The 17,618-nt window shown below is 73.5% G+C and carries 16 protein-coding genes and 1 tRNA gene; 9 read left to right on the top strand and 8 right to left on the bottom strand.

All coding sequences use genetic code 11. From position 1 onward, the window contains the following. Positions 1–60: 60 nt before the first annotated feature. Positions 61–1,404 (bottom strand): M20/M25/M40 family metallo-hydrolase, encoded by a 1,344-nt coding sequence (locus NCI01_RS06910; RefSeq protein ID WP_254180730.1) that lies wholly within the window; start codon positions 1,402–1,404, stop codon positions 61–63. 80 nt (positions 1,405–1,484) lie between these two features. On the opposite strand from NCI01_RS06910, the gene NCI01_RS06905 reads away from it, so the two are divergent. Together NCI01_RS06905 and NCI01_RS22650 are read left to right on the top strand one after the other, a co-directional pair. Then, positions 1,485–1,570 (top strand) — tRNA-Leu (locus NCI01_RS06905). 405 nt (positions 1,571–1,975) lie between these two features. Then, positions 1,976–3,058 (top strand): matrixin family metalloprotease, encoded by a 1,083-nt coding sequence (locus NCI01_RS22650; protein WP_254180729.1) that lies wholly within the window; start codon positions 1,976–1,978, stop codon positions 3,056–3,058. Between the two features lie 54 nt (positions 3,059–3,112). Here NCI01_RS22650 and NCI01_RS06895 read toward each other — a convergent pair whose 3' ends face one another. From NCI01_RS06895 to NCI01_RS06885, 3 genes are all read right to left on the bottom strand, one after another. Further along, positions 3,113–3,568 (bottom strand): VanZ family protein, encoded by a 456-nt coding sequence (locus NCI01_RS06895; protein ID WP_254180728.1) that lies wholly within the window; start codon positions 3,566–3,568, stop codon positions 3,113–3,115. A gap of 28 nt (positions 3,569–3,596) precedes the next feature. Next, entirely contained in the window at positions 3,597–4,529 is a 933-nt protein-coding gene (locus NCI01_RS06890) for a universal stress protein (RefSeq protein WP_254180727.1), read from the bottom strand. Between the two features lie 120 nt (positions 4,530–4,649). Next, the gene (locus NCI01_RS06885; protein WP_254180726.1) at positions 4,650–6,047 is read right to left on the bottom strand and encodes an MBL fold metallo-hydrolase RNA specificity domain-containing protein; all 1,398 of its coding nucleotides are present in this window, start codon (positions 6,045–6,047) and stop codon (positions 4,650–4,652) included. A gap of 176 nt (positions 6,048–6,223) precedes the next feature. Here NCI01_RS06885 and NCI01_RS06880 point away from each other — a divergent pair, with 176 nt between their 5' ends. The 7 genes from NCI01_RS06880 to NCI01_RS06850 all read left to right on the top strand — a co-directional run bounded on the left by NCI01_RS06880 (position 6,224) and on the right by NCI01_RS06850 (position 14,381). Then, on the top strand, positions 6,224–7,201 hold the full coding sequence (locus tag NCI01_RS06880; RefSeq protein ID WP_254180725.1) for an Acg family FMN-binding oxidoreductase: 978 nt from the start codon (positions 6,224–6,226) through the stop codon (positions 7,199–7,201). A 24-nt stretch (positions 7,202–7,225) separates the two neighbouring features. Next, entirely contained in the window at positions 7,226–8,866 is a 1,641-nt protein-coding gene (locus NCI01_RS06875) for a bifunctional 3'-5' exonuclease/DNA polymerase (RefSeq protein WP_254180724.1), read from the top strand. Positions 8,867–8,961: 95 nt separating this feature from the next. Further along, positions 8,962–10,293 carry a hypothetical protein gene (locus NCI01_RS06870; RefSeq protein ID WP_254180723.1) on the top strand — a complete coding sequence of 444 codons (1,332 nt, stop codon included), beginning with the start codon at positions 8,962–8,964 and terminating at the stop codon, positions 10,291–10,293. Next, a complete protein-coding gene (locus tag NCI01_RS06865; protein ID WP_254180722.1) occupies positions 10,290–10,802 on the top strand; it encodes a flavodoxin family protein in 513 nt (170 codons plus the stop codon). Before NCI01_RS06870 ends, NCI01_RS06865 begins: the two co-directional genes overlap by 4 nt. A gap of 82 nt (positions 10,803–10,884) precedes the next feature. Continuing rightward, complete coding sequence (locus NCI01_RS06860; RefSeq protein ID WP_254180721.1) at positions 10,885–12,672, top strand: BCCT family transporter; 1,788 nt, start codon at positions 10,885–10,887, stop codon at positions 12,670–12,672. A gap of 25 nt (positions 12,673–12,697) precedes the next feature. Further along, positions 12,698–13,279 carry a LysR substrate-binding domain-containing protein gene (locus NCI01_RS06855; RefSeq protein ID WP_254180720.1) on the top strand — a complete coding sequence of 194 codons (582 nt, stop codon included), beginning with the start codon at positions 12,698–12,700 and terminating at the stop codon, positions 13,277–13,279. A 34-nt stretch (positions 13,280–13,313) separates the two neighbouring features. Continuing rightward, entirely contained in the window at positions 13,314–14,381 is a 1,068-nt protein-coding gene (locus NCI01_RS06850; protein ID WP_254180719.1) for an NAD-dependent epimerase/dehydratase family protein, read from the top strand. Here the strand turns inward: NCI01_RS06850 and NCI01_RS06845 are convergent. The 4 genes from NCI01_RS06845 to NCI01_RS06830 form a co-directional block, all read right to left on the bottom strand. Further along, on the bottom strand, positions 14,359–15,207 hold the full coding sequence (locus NCI01_RS06845; RefSeq protein ID WP_254180718.1) for a hypothetical protein: 849 nt from the start codon (positions 15,205–15,207) through the stop codon (positions 14,359–14,361). The two genes, NCI01_RS06850 and NCI01_RS06845, sit on opposite strands and share 23 nt — an antisense overlap. Beyond that, positions 15,204–15,356 (bottom strand): hypothetical protein, encoded by a 153-nt coding sequence (locus NCI01_RS06840; RefSeq protein WP_254180717.1) that lies wholly within the window; start codon positions 15,354–15,356, stop codon positions 15,204–15,206. The genes NCI01_RS06845 and NCI01_RS06840 overlap by 4 nt, the downstream gene beginning before the upstream one ends. A 37-nt stretch (positions 15,357–15,393) precedes the next feature. Further along, a complete protein-coding gene (locus NCI01_RS06835) occupies positions 15,394–15,921 on the bottom strand; it encodes a P-loop nucleotide/nucleoside kinase family protein (RefSeq protein WP_254180716.1) in 528 nt (175 codons plus the stop codon). Between the two features lie 191 nt (positions 15,922–16,112). Continuing rightward, the gene (locus NCI01_RS06830) at positions 16,113–17,594 is read right to left on the bottom strand and encodes an HNH endonuclease signature motif containing protein (protein ID WP_254180715.1); all 1,482 of its coding nucleotides are present in this window, start codon (positions 17,592–17,594) and stop codon (positions 16,113–16,115) included. Positions 17,595–17,618: the final 24 nt, after the last annotated feature.

Raw genomic sequence — 17,618 nt, 5'->3', positions numbered from 1 at the left:
AGCGCGCGCCATTCCCTCACCAGGGTCCACCGGTGACGTGCGCGACACCTACCCGAGGGTCTAGACCTGGTCGAGGAAGCGGTCGAAGACCCGCGCCCCGAACTCGAGCGCGTCGACCGGCACGCGCTCGTCGACGCCGTGGAAGAGCGCGGTGAAGTCGAGGTCGGCGGGCAGCCGCAGCGGAGCGAAGCCGTAGGAGCGCATGCCGAGCTTGCGGAAGTGCTTGGCGTCGGTGCCGCCGCTCATCGTGTAGGGCGCCACGAGCGCGTCGGGGTCCTCGGCCATGAGGCTGCGCGTCATCGCGTCGACCAGGTCGCCGTCGTAGGGGGTCTCCCACGGCTGCTGGTGGGACTCGAAGCCGATCTCGACGCCGTCGCCGGCGAGCTCGCGCAGGGTCGCGAAGAACTCGTCCTCGTAGCCGGGCAGGAAGCGCCCGTCGACGGTGGCCTGCGCGTCGGTGGGGATGACGTTGGTCTTGTAGCCGGCCCGCAGCATCGTCGGGTTGGCGGTGTTGCGGATGACCGCGCCGAGCATCCGGGCGGCGTCGCCGAACTCCTCGACGAGCGCCTCCGCGTTGTCGGGCGTCGCCTCCGTGCCGGCGAGCTCGGCGACGGTGGCCAGCAGCACCTCCATGGTCGGGGTGAGTCGCACGGGCCACTGGTGGGCGCCGATGCGGGCGACGGCACCGGCGAGCCGGGTGACGGCGTTGTCGTCGTTGATCATCGACCCGTGCCCGGCCCGCCCACGGGCGGTGAGGCGCATCCACGCCATGCCCTTCTCGGCGGCCTCGATCAGGTAGACCCGCCGCCCGCGCACGGTCGCCGAGAAGCCACCGACCTCGCCGACGGCCTCCGTGCAGTCAGCGAGCCAGTCGGCGTGCTGGTCGACGAGGATCCCGGCCCCGTGGTGGCCGCCCGCCTCCTCGTCGGCGGTGAAGCAGAGCACCACCTCGCGGTCGGGCGCCGCGTCCGCCGCCGCCCGCGCCCGTACGACGCTGAGCAGCATGGCGTCGAAGTCCTTCATGTCGACCGCGCCGCGGCCCCAGACCTGACCGTCCTTGATCTCACCGGCGAACGGGTCGACCTGCCAGTCGGACGCCTCGGCCGGTACGACGTCGAGGTGCCCGTGCAGCAGCAACGGCGCCCGGCCGTCGCCGCCGCCCCAGCGCGCCAGGACGTTGGCCCGACCGGGCCGCCCCTCGATGATCTCGGCGTCGATGCCGACCTCGTCGAGCAGCGCGGCGACGTGCTCGGCCGCCTTGCGCTCCCCCGGTCCGTCGTCCGTGCCGTAGTTGGAGGTGTCGATGCCGATGAGCTCCTGGCAGAGCTGGACGACCTCCTTCGCGGGGTCGTACGAACGGTCCTGCGAGCTGACTGCCGAGGGGTCAGTGGGCACCTGTTCCATGCCGTCCATCCTGCCCCACGAGCGAGCACCAACCCCGATTCGTCGGCGGCGAAGTGCCTTGCTACTCTTCTCCAGCACTCGTCCGGGTGGCGGAATTGGCAGACGCGCTAGCTTGAGGTGCTAGTGCCCGTATTAGGGCGTGGGGGTTCAAGTCCCCCCTCGGACACAGAGGAACAGACGAGCCCCAGGCCACCGGCCTGGGGCTTCGTCGTTCCAGCGGCACCTCTCGGCGGCGACGCACACCGCGACCGGACGATGCGTTTCCCTGCGCAGGCCCTGGCACCTGGGGTAGAACTCGGCTCGACGATCGCGACCGACGTGATCGCTGGAGTGGGGGTTGGGCTTGCCTGCGCGCGCCGAGGGCGGAGCTCCGTCCGAGCATCCGAGGTCGATCCGCACACGGACTCCGTCGCGCCGCCGTGCCGGGGTGGTCGCGATGTCTCGGCCCGCCCTCCTGGCCTGCGCTGTCGCCGTGGCCACGACGCCGTTCGTCGTCTCGGTTCCCGGCCTTCCGAGCGCCGAGGGTGCCTTGTCTGTGGCGCTCGATGCCACGCGAGCGCCAGGCGTCGTCGTGAAGGCTCCTGGGACGGTCACGACCGGCGGCCAGATCAAGGTCCGCGGACGCATCCCGACGAGCCGGGCCGGGGCGCGCCGCAGGACGATCGTGACCTACAGGAGCGCAGGCGCTCGCAGGTGGAGGTCCGGCGACACCGGATGGACGAACCGTCGCGGGGAGTTCACCCTGAGCATCACCGCTCCCGCGCAGGCCGGGCTGCTCTCGGTCCGCGTCGCCTCGCCTCGACTGGGTCGGCTCGAGGCGGTCAGACGCACCCTGGCGGTGTCGGTCATCGCGCCGACCACGACGCCGACGCCGACGCCGGCCGCCACACCCACCGCGACGCCCACCGCGACACCCACAGCCACACCCACCGTCACGCCCACCGTCACGCCCACCGTCACGCCGACCTCGTCTCCGACGGACACCCCGACCGTGGCGCCCACCCCGAGCGACGAGCCCACCGTCGAGCCGACCCCGACCGGGCCACTGGGCGACCCGGACGACTGGACCTACATCGGTTCCGGCGACTCGATGCGCTGGGACGCGTGCCAGACCATCACCTGGTCCTACGACGCGACCGCCCAGCCCTACCCGGGAGCGGAGGCCGACATGACGAAGGCGTTCGCCATGATCGCCGAGAAGACCGGGCACTCCTTCTCCCGCGTTCCGCTCGGCGACGCCGCGTTCACCGTCGACTGGTCGAACCCCGACGAGGACGTCAGGCTCGCCGGGAGCGTGGTGGGGATCGGCGGTCCGACGACTCGAAGGATCGACCCGGCGCTCAACAACGGGACGCAGCGCGCGATCGTCGGCGGCATGGTCGTCCTCGACGCGAGCCACGCCTCCGTGCCGGGCGGCTTCGGGCACTCCGGATGGGGGCAGGTCATGCTGCACGAGATCGGTCACGCCACCGGCCTGGGCCACGCCTCGGGGCGCGAGCAGGTCATGGCCCCGGTGGCGACCATCTACAACACCGTCTTCGGCGCGGGCGACCTCACCGGCCTGGCCGAGGTGGGCACGAGCAAGGGCTGCCTCCAGATGGACCCCTACGGCCGCGCCGCCGACCGCGACACGACCGTCACCTGGATGGAGTGAGATCGGACGAGCCCCGGCCACCGGCCTGGGGCTTCGTCGTCGTCGGAGCCCGTGTCAGGCGGGGCGGGTCCGCTCGCGTCGGCGCCGCAGCGTGGCGGGGAGCGTCAGGACGATCGCCAGGGCGATGCCGACGAACATGCCGATCGAGTTGGCGGCCACGTCCCGGGGGTCGGAGACCCGGCCGGGGATCTCGCGCTGCACGCTCTCGATCATCGAGGTGAGCACGATGCCGGCAGCGAGCGCGACCAGCCACAGCCGCGAGCCCACGAGGAGCAGCAGGAACATCCCGAGCGGGACGAAGAGCCCGATGTTGGCGAGGAACTCGATGCGCTCGATGCTCAGCCGGCTGGTCAGAGGGTCGAGGTCGGGATAGCGCTCGAGGCGGGCCAGGACGCGGCCCGCCAGTCCGGCGTAGTCGGGCTGCTCCTGCGCCGGCGTCAGCGTCACCAGGCCGACGAAGCCCAGGTAGAGCAGGGTCAGCAGGCTGAGGAAGGGGTGGCGGTGCAGCACCCCGCCATCATCCGGGTGCGACCTGAGGTCACGTCTGCGGGGCGACCTCGTCAGCGCTGAGGTCCCAGTCCTCGACCGCCGGGTCGGCCGCGTCGACCGGCACCACCATCACCGGGCACAGCGACGACCTCAGGACCGCGCGCGCGAGCGAGCCGAGGTGCTCGGGGATCCAGCCGCGGGCCCCGCGCCGGCCGATGACGACGAGGGAGGCGTTGCGCGAGTCGTCGACCAGGACGTCGGCCGGCCACTGGTGCCGCACCTCGACCTCGACCGGGACAGCCGGCCAGGCGTCGCGGTGGTCCGCGACGGCCGCGGCCAGCAGCCGCTTCTGCTGCTCGCGCCACTCGGCGTTCACCCGGTGGGTGATGATGTCGTCGTAGGCGGCGTCGAGGCGCCACGCGTGGACCACCCGGAGCGGGGCGCCGGTGCGATCGGCCCACGTGAACGCCGTCTCGAGCACCGGCCGCGGCACCCCGGCCTCGTGGACCCCGACCACCACCTCGGCCGTGGCGCCCGGAGGGGGCTCCCAGCCGGCCGGCACCGACACCAGGGGGCAGTGGCACCGGGCGGCGGCACCGTTGGTGGTGGACCCCACGAAGAGGTGCTCGAGCGCAGTCGACGTGCGGTGCTGCACGACGACGAGCCGGGCGTCGCGGCTGAGCTCGACCAGCACCTGCGCGGGGACTCCGGTGACCGCCACGGTGTCGTGCGCGACCGGCCCGCCGACGAGCTCCTCGAGCTCCTCGGCGACGTCGGCCACGATCCGCCGGGCCACCTCGATCGCCTCGTCGGGCGTGACCACGAGTCCGGGCACGGTCGGCAGCGACACCCGACCGACGTGCACCAGCACCACGCGTACGCCCTCGCGCCGCGCGTGCTCGACGGCGAAGCGCAGTGCCGAGGTCTCGCGTCCGCGTCCGGTGACGCCGACGACGACAGCCCCCCAGGTCCTGGTGTCCATGGTGTCCCTCCCTGTGGTCTCACCTCCACGGTGCTCCTCGGCGGGCGCGGCGGATCAGGGCCAGAGGTCCTCCGCGCGGCCGCACCAGTCCCCTCCTCGCGACCGTGGCGGCGGGCCGGGTTAGTCGACCAGCACCCGCTCGCCGTAGGAGGGCACCACGGCGGTCCAGCCGAGCTCCTCCGACACCCGCCGCGCCAGCGCGGCCGACGCGCGCGGCTCACCGTGCACGACGTAGACGGTGCGCGGGGGGACCGCGGCCCGGCTGAGCCAGTCGACGGTCTCGTGCGCGTCCGCGTGGACCGAGAAGTCGGTGACGGAGACGACCTCCGCGCGCACCGGCACGTAGTGCCCGTGGATCTTCACCTGCCGCGCGCCCTCGGCGAGCTGGCGCCCGCGCGTGCCCTCGGCCTGGTAGCCGGTGAGCACGACGCAGTTGCGGCGGTCGGGCAGCTGGTGGGCGAGGTGGTGGACGACGCGACCGCCGGTCGCCATCCCCGACGCGGAGATGACGATGCTGGGCGTACGCGGCCTGTTGAGCCGCATCGACCCCTCGACGTCGTGGACGGCGTGCACGTCAGGCCCGTCGAGGTCGGCGAGGAGGTCACGCGCCTCCGCACGGACCTGGGGACCGCCACGCGAGGCGGCACGGCGGTAGCAGTCCAGCGCGGCGAGGGCCATCGGGCTGTCGACGAAGATCGGCACGTCCGGGATGTCGCCCCGTTCCATCAGCCGGCGCAGCTCGACGAGGACGAGCTCGGTGCGGTCCACGGCGAACGCCGGCACCAGCACGGTCCCGCCGCGCGCGATCGTGCGGCTGACCGCCTCGGCCAGGAGCGTCGGGTCCGGAGGCGGGTGCTGCCGGTCGCCGTATGTCGACTCCAGCACGAGGGTGTCCGCCCGGGGCGGGTCGGCCGGAGGGCGCAGGAGGGGGTGGTGCGGTCGGCCGAGGTCGCCGCTGAAGGCCACCCGGTGACCCGCCACGTGCAGCGCCGCCGTGGCGGAGCCCAGGATGTGGCCCGCCGATCGGAGGGTGAGGCCGACCCCGGGTGCGAGCTCGAGCGGGTCATCGAGGTCCACCGGCTCGATGAGCTGGAGTGCCTGCTCCACGTCGTGGTCGTCGTACAGCGGGAGGGCGGGGTGGTGCCGCGAGAAGCCGGCGGCGTTGGCGTAGCGCGCGTCCTCCTGCTGCAGGTGCGCGCTGTCGCGCAGCACGATGGCCGCCAGCTCGGCCGTCTCCGCGGTGCACGTCACCCGGCCCTGGAAGCCGTCCTTGACCAGCCGGGGCAGGTAGCCGGTGTGGTCGAGGTGGGCGTGGGTCAGCACCACGTGGTCGATGCCCGCCGGGTCGACCGGGAAGGACTCCCAGTTGCGCCGGCGGTGGACCGCCAGGCCCTGGTAGAGGCCGGCGTCGACGAGCACCCGCGCACCCCCGGTCTCGAGCAGGAACCGGCTGCCGGTGACGGTGTCGACCGCGCCCAGGAACGTGAGGGCGGCGTTGGGGTCGCCCGCGGCCCTCATGGCGGGGTCCTCATGGCACGTTCCTCATGGCACGGTCCTCATGGCTCGACGCTAGGAGTCACGGGGTGCGGGTCGGCAGAGCCCGACGACCCCGGCCGCGCGGGACCAACGGCACTGACGACCGGCTCCGGGCGCACGCAGACTCGGATGAGGAGCACACCCCCAAGGAGCCGGCCATGACCACCACCCGCCTCGTCCCCGTGGAGACGCTGCACAAGATCGTGGAGATCGCCACGCGCGCCCCCAGCGTGCACAACACCCAGCCCTGGCGCTGGCGCGGCGGGTCGCAGATGCTCGAGCTCTTCGCCGACCCCTCCCGCCAGCTCCGCGAGACCGACCCCGACGGCCGCAACCTCACCCTCAGCTGCGGAGCAGCCCTGCACCACGCCCAGGTCGCCGCGGAGGCGCTGGGCTGGGAGACCCAGGTCTCCCGCCACCCCGACCCGGCGCAGCCCGAGCTGCTGGCCCGCCTCGTGCTCTCCCCCGGGCCGCCGCCCGCGACGGCCGAGGATACGCTGGCGGCCCTCGACCGGCGTTGCACGGACCGGCGTCGCTTCACCGCGTGGCCGGTGCCGGAGGAACGACAGGCCCACCTCGCGCGGCTCGCCAACCACTGGGGCGCCCGGGCCGTCGCCCTCACCGACGAGTCCGAGCGGTTCATCGCCGAGCGCCTCGTCCGCACGGCCCACCGGGTGCAGTCGGCGGACGCCGCAGCGCAGGCGGAGCAGGCGGCCTGGCGGCACCGCGGCGTCGAGGACGGCGTGCCGGCGGACGCCCTACCCGGAGCGGCCGACCTCGTGGGCGCCCATCGCAACCGCTTCGAGGGCGCCGGGGACGACACGTCGGATCCCGACCTGGAGGCGTCCGACGGCCTCCTGGTCTTCTTCGACACTCGCGACGACGCAGCGGCCTGGCTGCGCGCGGGCGAGGGGCTCGGCGCCATGTGGCTCGCCGCCACGACGGGGGGCCTGGCCCTGGTGCCGCTGAGCCAGGTGATCGAGGTCCCTGAGACGCGCGCCGCGTTCCAGACCGAGGTGCTCGGCAGCCTGGCCCACCCGCTCCTGCTCGTCAGGGTCGGATGGCGATCGACGAGCCGGCCGCCGCCGGCCCGCACCCCGCGCCGCCCCGTGTCGGAGGTGCTCGAGCTGGCGTGACGGGCGTCGGGGAGGCTGTCCCCCATGACGCGCGTGCACCTGTCCCGGCTGCCGGGCGATCGCGTCCTGGTGGTCGAGGGCGGTGCCGGCCGGGACCTCGCGCTCGCCGACCTGCCGGCCTACGTGGCCGGGCGCGAGGCGGACGCCCCCCGGTGGGTGTGGGACGACACCGCGCGCTGGTGTCCTCCGCTCCTGGCCGCCGGGGTGCGGGTGGCGCGGTGCCACGACCTCCGCCTGTCCCGGCGCCTGCTGTCGCGCGCTCCCGCCGTCGACCACGCGCTGCTGGAGGGCGAGGACGCGGACCTGTGGGACCGCCTCGGGCCGGCGGCGACCGTCAGCGAGCCCGTCCTCTTCAGCGGGCACGACGCGCTGGAGCACCTGCGGGCCGACGTCGAGGACGCGCGCCAGCTGGCGGCCATCGACGCCTCGCCCGAGGCGGCGCGGCTGCGGCTGCTCGTCGCCGCCGAGTCGGCCGGCGCCCTCGCCGCCGCCGAGATGACGCACGCGGGAGTGCCGTGGAGCGTCGACGTCCACGAGGCGCTGCTGACCGAGCGGCTCGGGCCGCGCCCACCCCGGGGCGCCCGGCCGCGGCTGCTGGCGGAGTGCGCGGACGACGTACGTCGGCTGCTGGGTGCCCCCGGCCTGAACCCCGACTCCCAACCCGAGCTGCTCGCCGCGCTGCGCCGGGCCGGCATCGAGGTCACCGACACCCGGGCGTCCACCCTGCGTGCCGTCGACCACCCCGCCGTCGAGCCGCTCCTGCGCTACAGGTCGCTGGCGCACCTGTTCTCGACCAACGGCTGGGCCTGGATCGACGAGTGGGTGCACGACGGTCGCTTCCGCCCGGTCTACCAGCCTGCCGGCTCGGCGACGGGTCGGTGGTCGTCCAACGGTGGCGGCGCGCTGTCGTTCCCGGTGCAGGTGCGCTCGGCGGCCGTGGCGGACGAGGGCTGGGTGTTCGTCGTCGCCGACGTGGCCCAGCTCGAGCCGCGGGTGCTCGCCGGGATGAGCGGCGACCGCGCCCTCGCTCGCGCCGCGCGTGGCGCCGACCTCTACCAGGGGATGGTGGAGGCCGGGGCCGTCGCGACCCGCCAGCATGCCAAGCTCGGCCTGCTCGGAGCGATGTACGGCGCCACGAGCGGCGAGAGCGGACGGATGGTCGCCGAGCTGACCCGGCGCTACCCCCAGGCGTTCGGGCTCGTCGAGGAGGCCGCCCGCGCCGGCGAGCAGGGCCGGGTGGTGCGGACGCTGCTCGGGCGCGGCAGTCCCCCGCTCGGCGGGTCCTGGGACGAGTCGCCGGACGCGCCCCCGGCTGACCTCGACGTCCTCGACCGGCGTCGGCGTTCCGTCGGCCGGTTCACCCGCAACTTCGTGGTGCAGGGCACCGGCGCGGAGTGGGCGCTGTGCTGGATCGCCGACCTGCGCAACCGGCTCTGGCGGCTCGGCGACGAGGGCCCCGTCGAGTCCCGGCCGCACCTGGTCTTCTTCCTCCACGACGAGGTGGTGGTGCACGCCCCCGCCGGGCTCGCCGACGCCGTGGCCAGCGAGGTGACCGAGGCGGCGACCACCGCTGGCCGGCTGCTGTTCCGCGAGCTGCCGATCGACTTCCCCCTCAACGTCTCGGTGGTGCGCTCCTACGCCGAGGCCGGCAAGCCGGGGACCTAGGTCCCCGGCCACGACGACCTTCGCCCCTGACCGTCCACGGCACGGCGGACGGAGCCTTGAGGTGGAGCCTCGAGCCGGACGACGGAGGAGCACCGGTGACCACGACGCTGCAGTCGCGCACGATCCCCGGCACCGTGCCGCGTGCCTCCGCGCGTGCTTCCGGCCTACGTCGCTTCGTCGGCGGCTTCTACCTCGTGATGGGCGGCATCAACGCGGGCATCGTGGCCGCGGACCCCGAGACCTACCGGACCTTCGCCGACGGGTCCTTCTGGCCGTTCGTCGCCGACACCTGGCGGTCCGTCGTGATGGCCCACCCGACTGCCTGGATCCTCGCCCTGGCCGCGGGAGAGGTGGCACTCGGGATCCTCCTGCTCCGCGGCGGCCCGGCGGCCAAGGTCGGCTGGGTCGGGGTGATCGCCTTCCACGTCCTCCTGATGGCCTTCGGCTTCGGCTTCTGGCTGTGGAGCGTGCCCGCGCTCCTGCTGCTCGTGCCGGTGGCGCGCGCGGACTGGCCCGCGCTGAGCGGCCCGGCGACCGCGACCTCCCCACCTGCCACCCCACCTGTCACCCGGACGCGGCCCAATCCGTCTGCACCTGCCGTGCGCACGTCGAGCACCATCACCACCCGCGTGGCGACGTGGGTGCTCGCGACCGCCGTGGTCGGCGCCTCGCTCTACGGCCTCCTCGCCGAGACGCCGTACCGGTCGCTGCCGGAGGCCACCGTCGTGTCGGCACGGGCCCAGGACGCGTGCAGCATCGCTGTGGCCGCCCTCCTGATACTCCTCGTCCGCCCCGGGGTGCACTCCACCGCCGCCCACCTCGCCCGGCTGGGCCTGCTCGCCTACCTGCTCTACAGCTACCTGATCTACGTCACCGGCGTGCCGATGAACCGGGTCTTCCTCCTCTACGTGCTGATCGTCAGCCTGTCCGGCGCTGGCCTGCTCGGCGGACTCCGGGGTCTCCTCGACGATCCGCCGAGCACCACTGCCTCGCCCCGGCTCATCCGGACCACCGGCTGGGTCCTCGTCGTCACCGCGGTGCTGTTCGCCGGGCTGTGGCTCTCGACGCTGGTCCCGTACGCACTGGGCGGGAGCCCGCCCGAGCCCGAGGGCGTCGGCGGCACGCCCTACCCCGTCTTCGTCCTCGACCTCGCGGTCGTGCTGCCCGCGATCGCCGCCGTGGGGGTCCTCCTGCTGCGCAGGCGCCCCGAGGGCGGTCCGCTGGCTGCGGTGGCACTGCTCAAGATCCTCACCCTGTTCACCGCGCTGTGGGCCGGTCCCGTCCTCGCCCTCGCGACCGACGCCGACGTGCACCTGGGCCCGGACGCGGTGCCCAGCCTCCTGCTGCTCGCGGCGAGCGCCTGGCTCACCAGCGTGTGGCTCCGGTCCTTCAGTCCCGTCACCCCGCACGAGAGGAGCACGTCATGACCGCACTCGTGGTCCACGAGTCCCACTGGGGCAACACCCGGGCGGTCGCCCACGCGATCGCCGACGGCCTGGCCGAGAGCGACGGAGGACCGGTGCAGGTCGTCGACGTCGCGGCGGCGCCGTCGCCGCTGCCCGACGAGGTGGACCTCGTCGTGGTCGGCGGCCCGACCCACGCCTTCTCGATGAGCCGGCCCACGACCCGTCGCGGCGCCCACGACCAGGGCGCCGAGCCCGGCCACGAGGACCGCGGCATCCGCGAGTGGCTCGACACGCTGCCCGCCGGTGACGGCTCACGCCCCGTGGCGACCTTCGACACACGCGCCGACCAGGTGCGCCGGCTTCCCGGCTCGGCGGCCCGTGCCGCCGCGCGGTTCGTCGCGCACCACCGGCTCGGCCGGATGGTGGCGACGGAGTCGTTCTACGTGGAGGACTCCCCCGGACCGCTCGTCGACGGCGAGCTGGAGCGGGCGCGCGCCTGGGGCCGGGAGCTGGCCTCGCAGCGCGGCTGATGGCTGTGGGGATCGTCTCAGTTTGAGTCGGGGGGCATACTCCCGGTTTGCGCCCCGTGCCGTTCTTTGGTCTGGTCGTCGGATGGCCACCGGAATCGAACACCCCCGAGACCTGCCCACACCCGACCTCGTCGACGACCCCCACCCCGCCCTCGACGCCGCCATCGAGCCCTCCGGGCACCGGGAGACCGGCCTCGACAAGCTCGTCTTCGGAGTGACCGCGGTCGTCAGCCTCGCCTTCCTCGTCTGGGGCTTCCTCTCCACCGACAGCCTGGCCGAGGCCTCCGGCACCGGCCTCGGGTGGACGATGGAGAACACGGGCTGGCTCTTCGTGCTCACCTCGAGCGCCTTCGTCGTCTTCGTGATCTGGCTGGCGCTGGGCAAGTTCGGCAACATCCCGCTCGGTCGTGACGACGAGGACCCGGAGTTCCGCACCATCTCGTGGGTGGCCATGATGTTCAGCGCCGGCATGGGCATCGGGCTCATGTTCTACGGCGTGAGCGAGCCGATCACCCACTTCGTGACGCCTCCGCCGGGCACCGGGGAGGCCGGCAACGCGGCCGCCGCGGAGCACGCGATGGCGACCACGATGTTCCACTGGACCCTGCACCCGTGGGCGATCTACGCCGTCGTCGGGCTCGCCGTCGCGTACGGCGTCTACCGCAAGGGCCGTCTCCAGCTGATCAGCTCGGCCTTCGAGCCGCTCCTCGGCCACCACGCCCACGGTCTGGGCGGCAAGGCGATCGACATGTTCGCCATCTTCGCCACGCTCTTCGGCTCCGCGACCTCGCTGGGCCTCGGCGCCCTGCAGATCGAGTCCGGCCTGCAGATCGTCGCCGGGCTCGGCGACACGGGCAACGGCGTGCTCGTCGGCATCATCGCCGTGCTCACCGCCGCCTTCGTGCTCTCCGCCGTCTCCGGCGTGGCCAAGGGCATCCAGTGGCTGTCCAACATCAACATGGTCCTCGCCGTGGCGCTGGCCCTGTTCGTGTTCATCGTCGGCCCCACCGTCTTCATCCTCAACCTGGTGCCCACCTCGATCGGCAGCTACGTCGCCGACCTGCCGATGATGGCCGCCCGCACGGCCGCCGAGGGTGACGAGGTCAGCACCTGGCTCTCGTCATGGACGGTCTTCTACTGGGCCTGGTGGCTGTCCTGGACGCCGTTCGTCGGCATGTTCATCGCCCGCATCTCGCGCGGTCGCACCATCCGCCAGTTCGTGACCGGCGTGCTCCTCGTGCCGAGCCTCATCAGCGTCGTGTGGTTCTGCATCTTCGGCGGCGCGGCCATCGACCTGCAGGAGAAGGGCACTGACATCGCGGGCGCCGGCGGGCTGGAGAACCAGCTCTTCAGCACCCTCGAGGCCTACCCGCTCGCCACGGTGTCGAGCATCGTCGTCATGGTCCTCGTCGGCATCTTCTTCGTCTCCGGCGCCGATGCCGCCTCCATCGTGATGGGCTCGCTCTCCGAGCGCGGCACGATCCACCCCAGCCGCCCGACCGTCATCTTCTGGGGTGTCGCCACCGGTGCCGTCGCCGCGGTGATGCTGCTCGTCGGCGGGGCCGACGCGCTCAGCGGCCTGCAGACGATCACGGTGATCGCCGCACTCCCCTTCGTGCTCGTCATGATCGGGCTGGCGGTGGCGCTGGTGAAGGACCTGGCCCAGGACCCGCTGGTCGTGCGCCGCAAGTACGCCATCGAGGCCGTCGAGGCCGCGGTCATCACCGGTGTCACCGAGCACGGCGACGACTTCGTGCTCTCGGTCGAGAAGGGCGAGGTCGAGAAGGGCGAGGTCGAGAAGGGCGAGGTCGAGAAGGGCGAGGTCGAGAAGGGCGAGGTCGACGCCGACGTCGCCGGTCCGCGCGCCTGACCCGCGTCCCTCTAGGGTCGGGGCCATGACCGACTCCCTGCGCATCGGCTTCGTCACCGGCGCGACGCCCGACAAGTGGGCCCGCCACTGGCGCGACCGCCGGCGCGAGCGCCTGGAGCTCGTGCCGGTGACGGAGGCCGAGCAGCTCGACGGCGTGCGCGACGGCAGCCTCGACATGGCGCTCGTGCGGCTCCCGGTCGACCGCGACGGACTGCACTGCGTCCGGCTCTACGACGAGCTCCAGGTGGCCGTGGCCTCGCGCGACCACGTGCTCGCTGCTGCGGACGACGAGGTCACGACCGCCGACCTGGTCGACGAGCAGCTCGTGCGCCCGCACCCCAGCGGGTGGACGCCCATTGCCGACCAGCTCGACTGGCCGCCGATGACGGAGCAGGAGGCGATCGAGACGGTCGCGGCCGGCACCGGCGTCGTCGTCGTACCGATGTCGGTGGCCAGGCTGCACCAGCGCAAGGACGTCGTCACCCGTGTCGTCACCGACCTCGATCCCACGACGATCGCGCTGGTCTGGCTCGTCGACCGGGACGACGACGTGACGCAGGCGTTCGTCGGCGTCACCAAGGGGCGTACGGCCAACACCTCGCGCTGAGTCTGCGCATCGCGTGACGGGGTACAGGTCGCGCATGCGCATCGTCATCACCGGGGCCAGCGGCAACGTCGGCTCCGCCCTGGTCCGCCGTCTCGCCCGCGACGACAGCCACGAGCTCGTCGGAGTCGTCCGGCGCCCGCCCGCGCCCGACGGGTCCTTCCCCGCGATGGAGTGGTCGGCCCTCGACCTCACCGACGACGCGGCCGCGCCCGGTCTGGAGGCGGCATGTGAGGGAGCTGATGCGGTCGTGCACCTCGCGTGGGGCTTCCAGCCGTCGCACCGCGAGGACCAGCTCCGCGAGCTGGGCGTCGGCGGCACGGCCCGTGTCATCGACGCCGTCGTGGCGACGGGCGTGCCGCACCTCGTGCACATGTCGTCGGTGGGCGCCTACTCCCCCAAGCGCGACGACGCCCCCGTGGACGAGGCCTGGCCGACCGCGGGCGTGCCGACGTCGATGTACAGCCGGCACAAGGCCGCTGCCGAGCGCCTCCTCGACGCACTCGAGGTCGATGCTCCCCAGGTCGTCGTGACCCGGATGCGTCCCGGCATCATCGGCCAGCGGGCCGCCGGCAGCGCCCTGCTGCGCTACGGACTCCCCGCACTGGTGCCGGCCGGGGTGCTGCGCCACCTGCCCGTTCTGCCGATCGACTCCGGGCTGGTCATCCCGATGGTGCACGCCGACGACGTCGCCGACGCGCTCGTGCAGGTGCTGGAATCCCGGGCTCCGGGTGCGTTCAACCTCGCCGCCGAGCCCCCGGTCACCGCGCAGGACGTGGCCGACGTGCTCCACGCACGACTCGTCCACGTCCCGTCCGCCGCGGTCCGCGCCGCCGTGTCGGCCAGCTGGCACGCGCGGGTGCAGCCGCTCGACCCCGGATGGATCGACCTGGGCTACGCCGTGCCCCTGATCGACACCGGCCGGGCGCGCAGCGAGCTGGGCTGGACGCCGTCGACCGACGCCACGTCGGTCCTGGCCGAGATGCTGGCCGGCATGCAGGACGCCGCCTCGAACGGTACGCCGGTCCTCCGGCCGCGGTCGGTCGCCGGGGGTCTGGTGCGGGCGCTGCGTCGGGGTCCGGTCAGCAGTCGCCGGAGGCCGTGAGCGCCACCCGGGTGGCGGCGGGGACGAACCCGGCCGCAGCGAGCCGGGCCGCCTCGCGCTCGTCGCCAGCCGCTGCCAGGACCGTGACGTGCCGTGCGTGGCGTCGAGCCTCGGCCACCGCCGCGCCGAACGCGGCCTCGACGTGGTCGCTGTCGCCTCCCGGGGCGTAGCACGCGCCCATCCGCACCGTGTCGGCCAGGACGCGGCTGCGGCTGCACATCGCGACCGGCTCCCCGTCGACCTCCCACAGCACGAGCGCGCCGGTGTCGAGCGGGTCCTCGACGACGTACGACCGGTCGCTGGGGTCACCGGGCAGGCCGGCCATCAACCGGTCGAACCACCCGTGCAGCAACGTCCGGTCCTCCGGGCCGGCGATGCGGGCGCGACCGGCGCCGTTCGGCACGGGTGGCGGCTCGTCGAGCACGTGCACCGTGAATGCTGCCCGCCGGGAAAGCCGGTGCCCGACCGTCGCCCACGCGGCGACCGCCTCGTCGGCGAGGACGTCGGGCACGCCCAGGCCGTCCGGGCGTGGCAGCACCGCCGCCAGCGCGTGGACGGCCGGGCGGGGCATCCGGGTCATGAGCGGGCTGTGCCGCGGCGCCTGGACGTACGCCCCGCGGACCGTGCCGTCCTCGGCCGCCCACCAGCCGCAGGCCAGGCCGTCCGCGGTGGGCGCGGTCGCGAGGAGGTGGGCGACCTCCGCGAGCAGCGGAGCGTTCTCCAACGGGTGCTCAGCGAGCCAGGGCCCGGCCCGGTGCCACAGCTCGGCCGCGTCGCTCGTCAGGCGCCACTCCTCGGACGCCTCACGCGGCGACGAGGTCGTCAAGGTTCGACGACGGACGCCATCACCATGACGCCCACCAGCAGCAGGAGGAGGGGAAGCAGCACCCAGAAGTACTCGGTGTCGATCCACTTCTTCTTCTCGTCCGGGTCCCACGGGCCCTGGGAACGGTCACTGCCGGGGTTGTGGAACATGGCTCCACCCTCGCACAGCGCGGACGCCCGTGCCCGGCTACTCGCTCTGTGCGAGCCGGGCCGATGTCCCGAGCAGCTCGCGGCAGGACGCCGCGACCTCCCGCACGTCGACCGGTCCGGACGTGTCGACGTCGAGGACCTGTCCCAGGCCCAAGGGCGGCACCTCTCGTCCCCAGAGCTCGGAATGCGACCGGAGGCCGTCGAGGTGGCGCGGGTCCCTGGTGCGGCTCCGGTAGCGGTCCTCGGCGGTCGCCAGCGGCACGTGGCACCGCACCTCGACGATCGGTCCGGGGAGCGCTCGAGCCGGCTGCTCCGAGTAGGCGTACCAGGTGCTGTCGATCACCGCGGCCGGACAACCGCGCGCGGCGGCCAGCACGGCGAGCACCGCCGCCCGACCCAAGCGGTGGGACTGCTCCACGTCGGACGGGACACCGAGGGCGTCCATCAGCGCCTCCTTGACGACGTCCTTGCACAGCAGCGGTACGCCGAGCTCCGTCGCGAGCGCGCGCGACAGCGTGGACTTGCCGGACCCGGGCCAGCCCCCGACGAGCACGTAGCCACGCATGGTCCGAGCCTGTCACAGGCAGCTGTTGCGGCTCGAGGACGCGGGGCCCCAGCCGGCTGTTGGTGTCTTCGGCGCCGGCTCTTGCTCGCGGGACGTCGCTGCTGCGGTGGGTGCAGGCGTTGGCGTTGGATCCGGCTCCCGGACGTGCCTGCGGCCCCGCTACCTGGTGGGTGGCGGGGTGTGGGGCGGGGTCATCGTCGGCGGGGTCGCGGGATGCCGGGTGGATCCGGCGGGCCGGTCGGGTCGATGCGTTCGGTGCCGGTGTGGTCGCGTCGGTAGCCGTGCCCGTGGGGGCTGGTCCACTCGAAGACCCCTGGCGCGACCATCTCGTAGCGCCAGGCCGAGTGCGTCTTCAACCGGTGGTGGAACCGGCACAGGCAGGCCAGGTTCCACGTGGCGGTAGGTCCGGGTTGGGGTCGGCCTTCGGCTTCGGCGTCGGGGTCGTGCGGGATGACGTGGTCGATGTCGGCTCGCCGCGCGGGTCGCGTGCACCAGGGGAAGACGCAGGTGCGGTCGCGGAGGATGACCTGCTCGCGCAGCTTGTCCGGGACCGCGTACGCGGGTGTCGAGAGGTCGGCGTTGAGGTCGATGACGGGCTTGATGGTGACCTTGGTCCGGGAGTCGGCACACCACGACTTGATCTGGTCGAGCAGCACCAGCCGCTGCCCTTCCTCGAGCCGTCCGGTGGGACCGAACACCGTCAACAGGCCGTCCAGGTTGGCGTCGAAGTGGACGTGCAGCACGACCTCCCGCGCAGCCGGCAAGCGCTGCGGGTCGGCGCCCGTGTCGCTGTCGGTGCTGGTGTCGGGGTCCGTGCTGGTGTCGGTGGTCTTGGCCGCGGTGCCGGTGCCTTGGGTGTGGAGGTCGAGGGCGGTCTGGGTGCGGGCCAGGTCCCCGAGGGCCTTGGCCCGGCGGACGTTCAGCGACTCCGTGGACCCCAGCGCCTTCAACGTGGCCGCACCGTGGGCCAGGGCGCGGTCGACGTCGAGAGCGTCGGCGATGCCGAGCTCGGCCTCCATCCGCATCGTGCCGGCGTAGTGGACGTCCTGGGTGTCGATGCTGGCGTGGCGGGGGTCGACGTAGAGCCAGCCGTCCTCCGGGTCCGCAGTCGGGTCCGGCTCGGCGAGGTCGTAGCGTTTGATGGCTTCGGCGACGAGCCGGTCGAGCTGGGCGGGGCCGACCTTCCCGGCCACGGCCGCGACCTGGACGTCGACGAACCCGACCGCCTCCCGCGTCAGCGCAGGTGTGGAGTGGATGGTGGTCTCGGCCACCGCGCGGGCCCGCCACGCCGGCACGGCCCCGGCGTGCACCTGCGCCCACAGGCGGGGCAGGCGGTGGCGCAGCTCGAGGGCGTGGCCGATGAGCTTCTTCGCCGCCGTCGTCGACACCCCGAGGACGCTGCCGAGCTCGGCCACGCAGAACTCCGCCACCAGCGGGCACCCCTCACCGGCGATGGGTTCCTCGTGCTCCCGGCCGCCGGCAGGGATCGAGAACACGGCCGCGTCGTGGATCGACTCCGGCGGGTGCAAGTCCGCCCACTGCGCGGCCAGGACGAGCTGGTCGGCTGCTGCCCGCTCCTCGTCACGGCGCCGGTCGCGGATCGCAGCCAGCAGGTCGGAGGCGGCGAGGTCCTGCACCTCACCTGCTCCGGACCCTGCCAGCGCTTCGATCATGTGTTCGATTCTACGCTCGGCCAC

The organism is Nocardioides pinisoli, assembly GCF_024199985.1.
GTDB lineage: Bacteria > Actinomycetota > Actinomycetes > Propionibacteriales > Nocardioidaceae > Nocardioides > Nocardioides pinisoli.
This window is presented reverse-complemented; position numbering and strand designations above follow the sequence as displayed.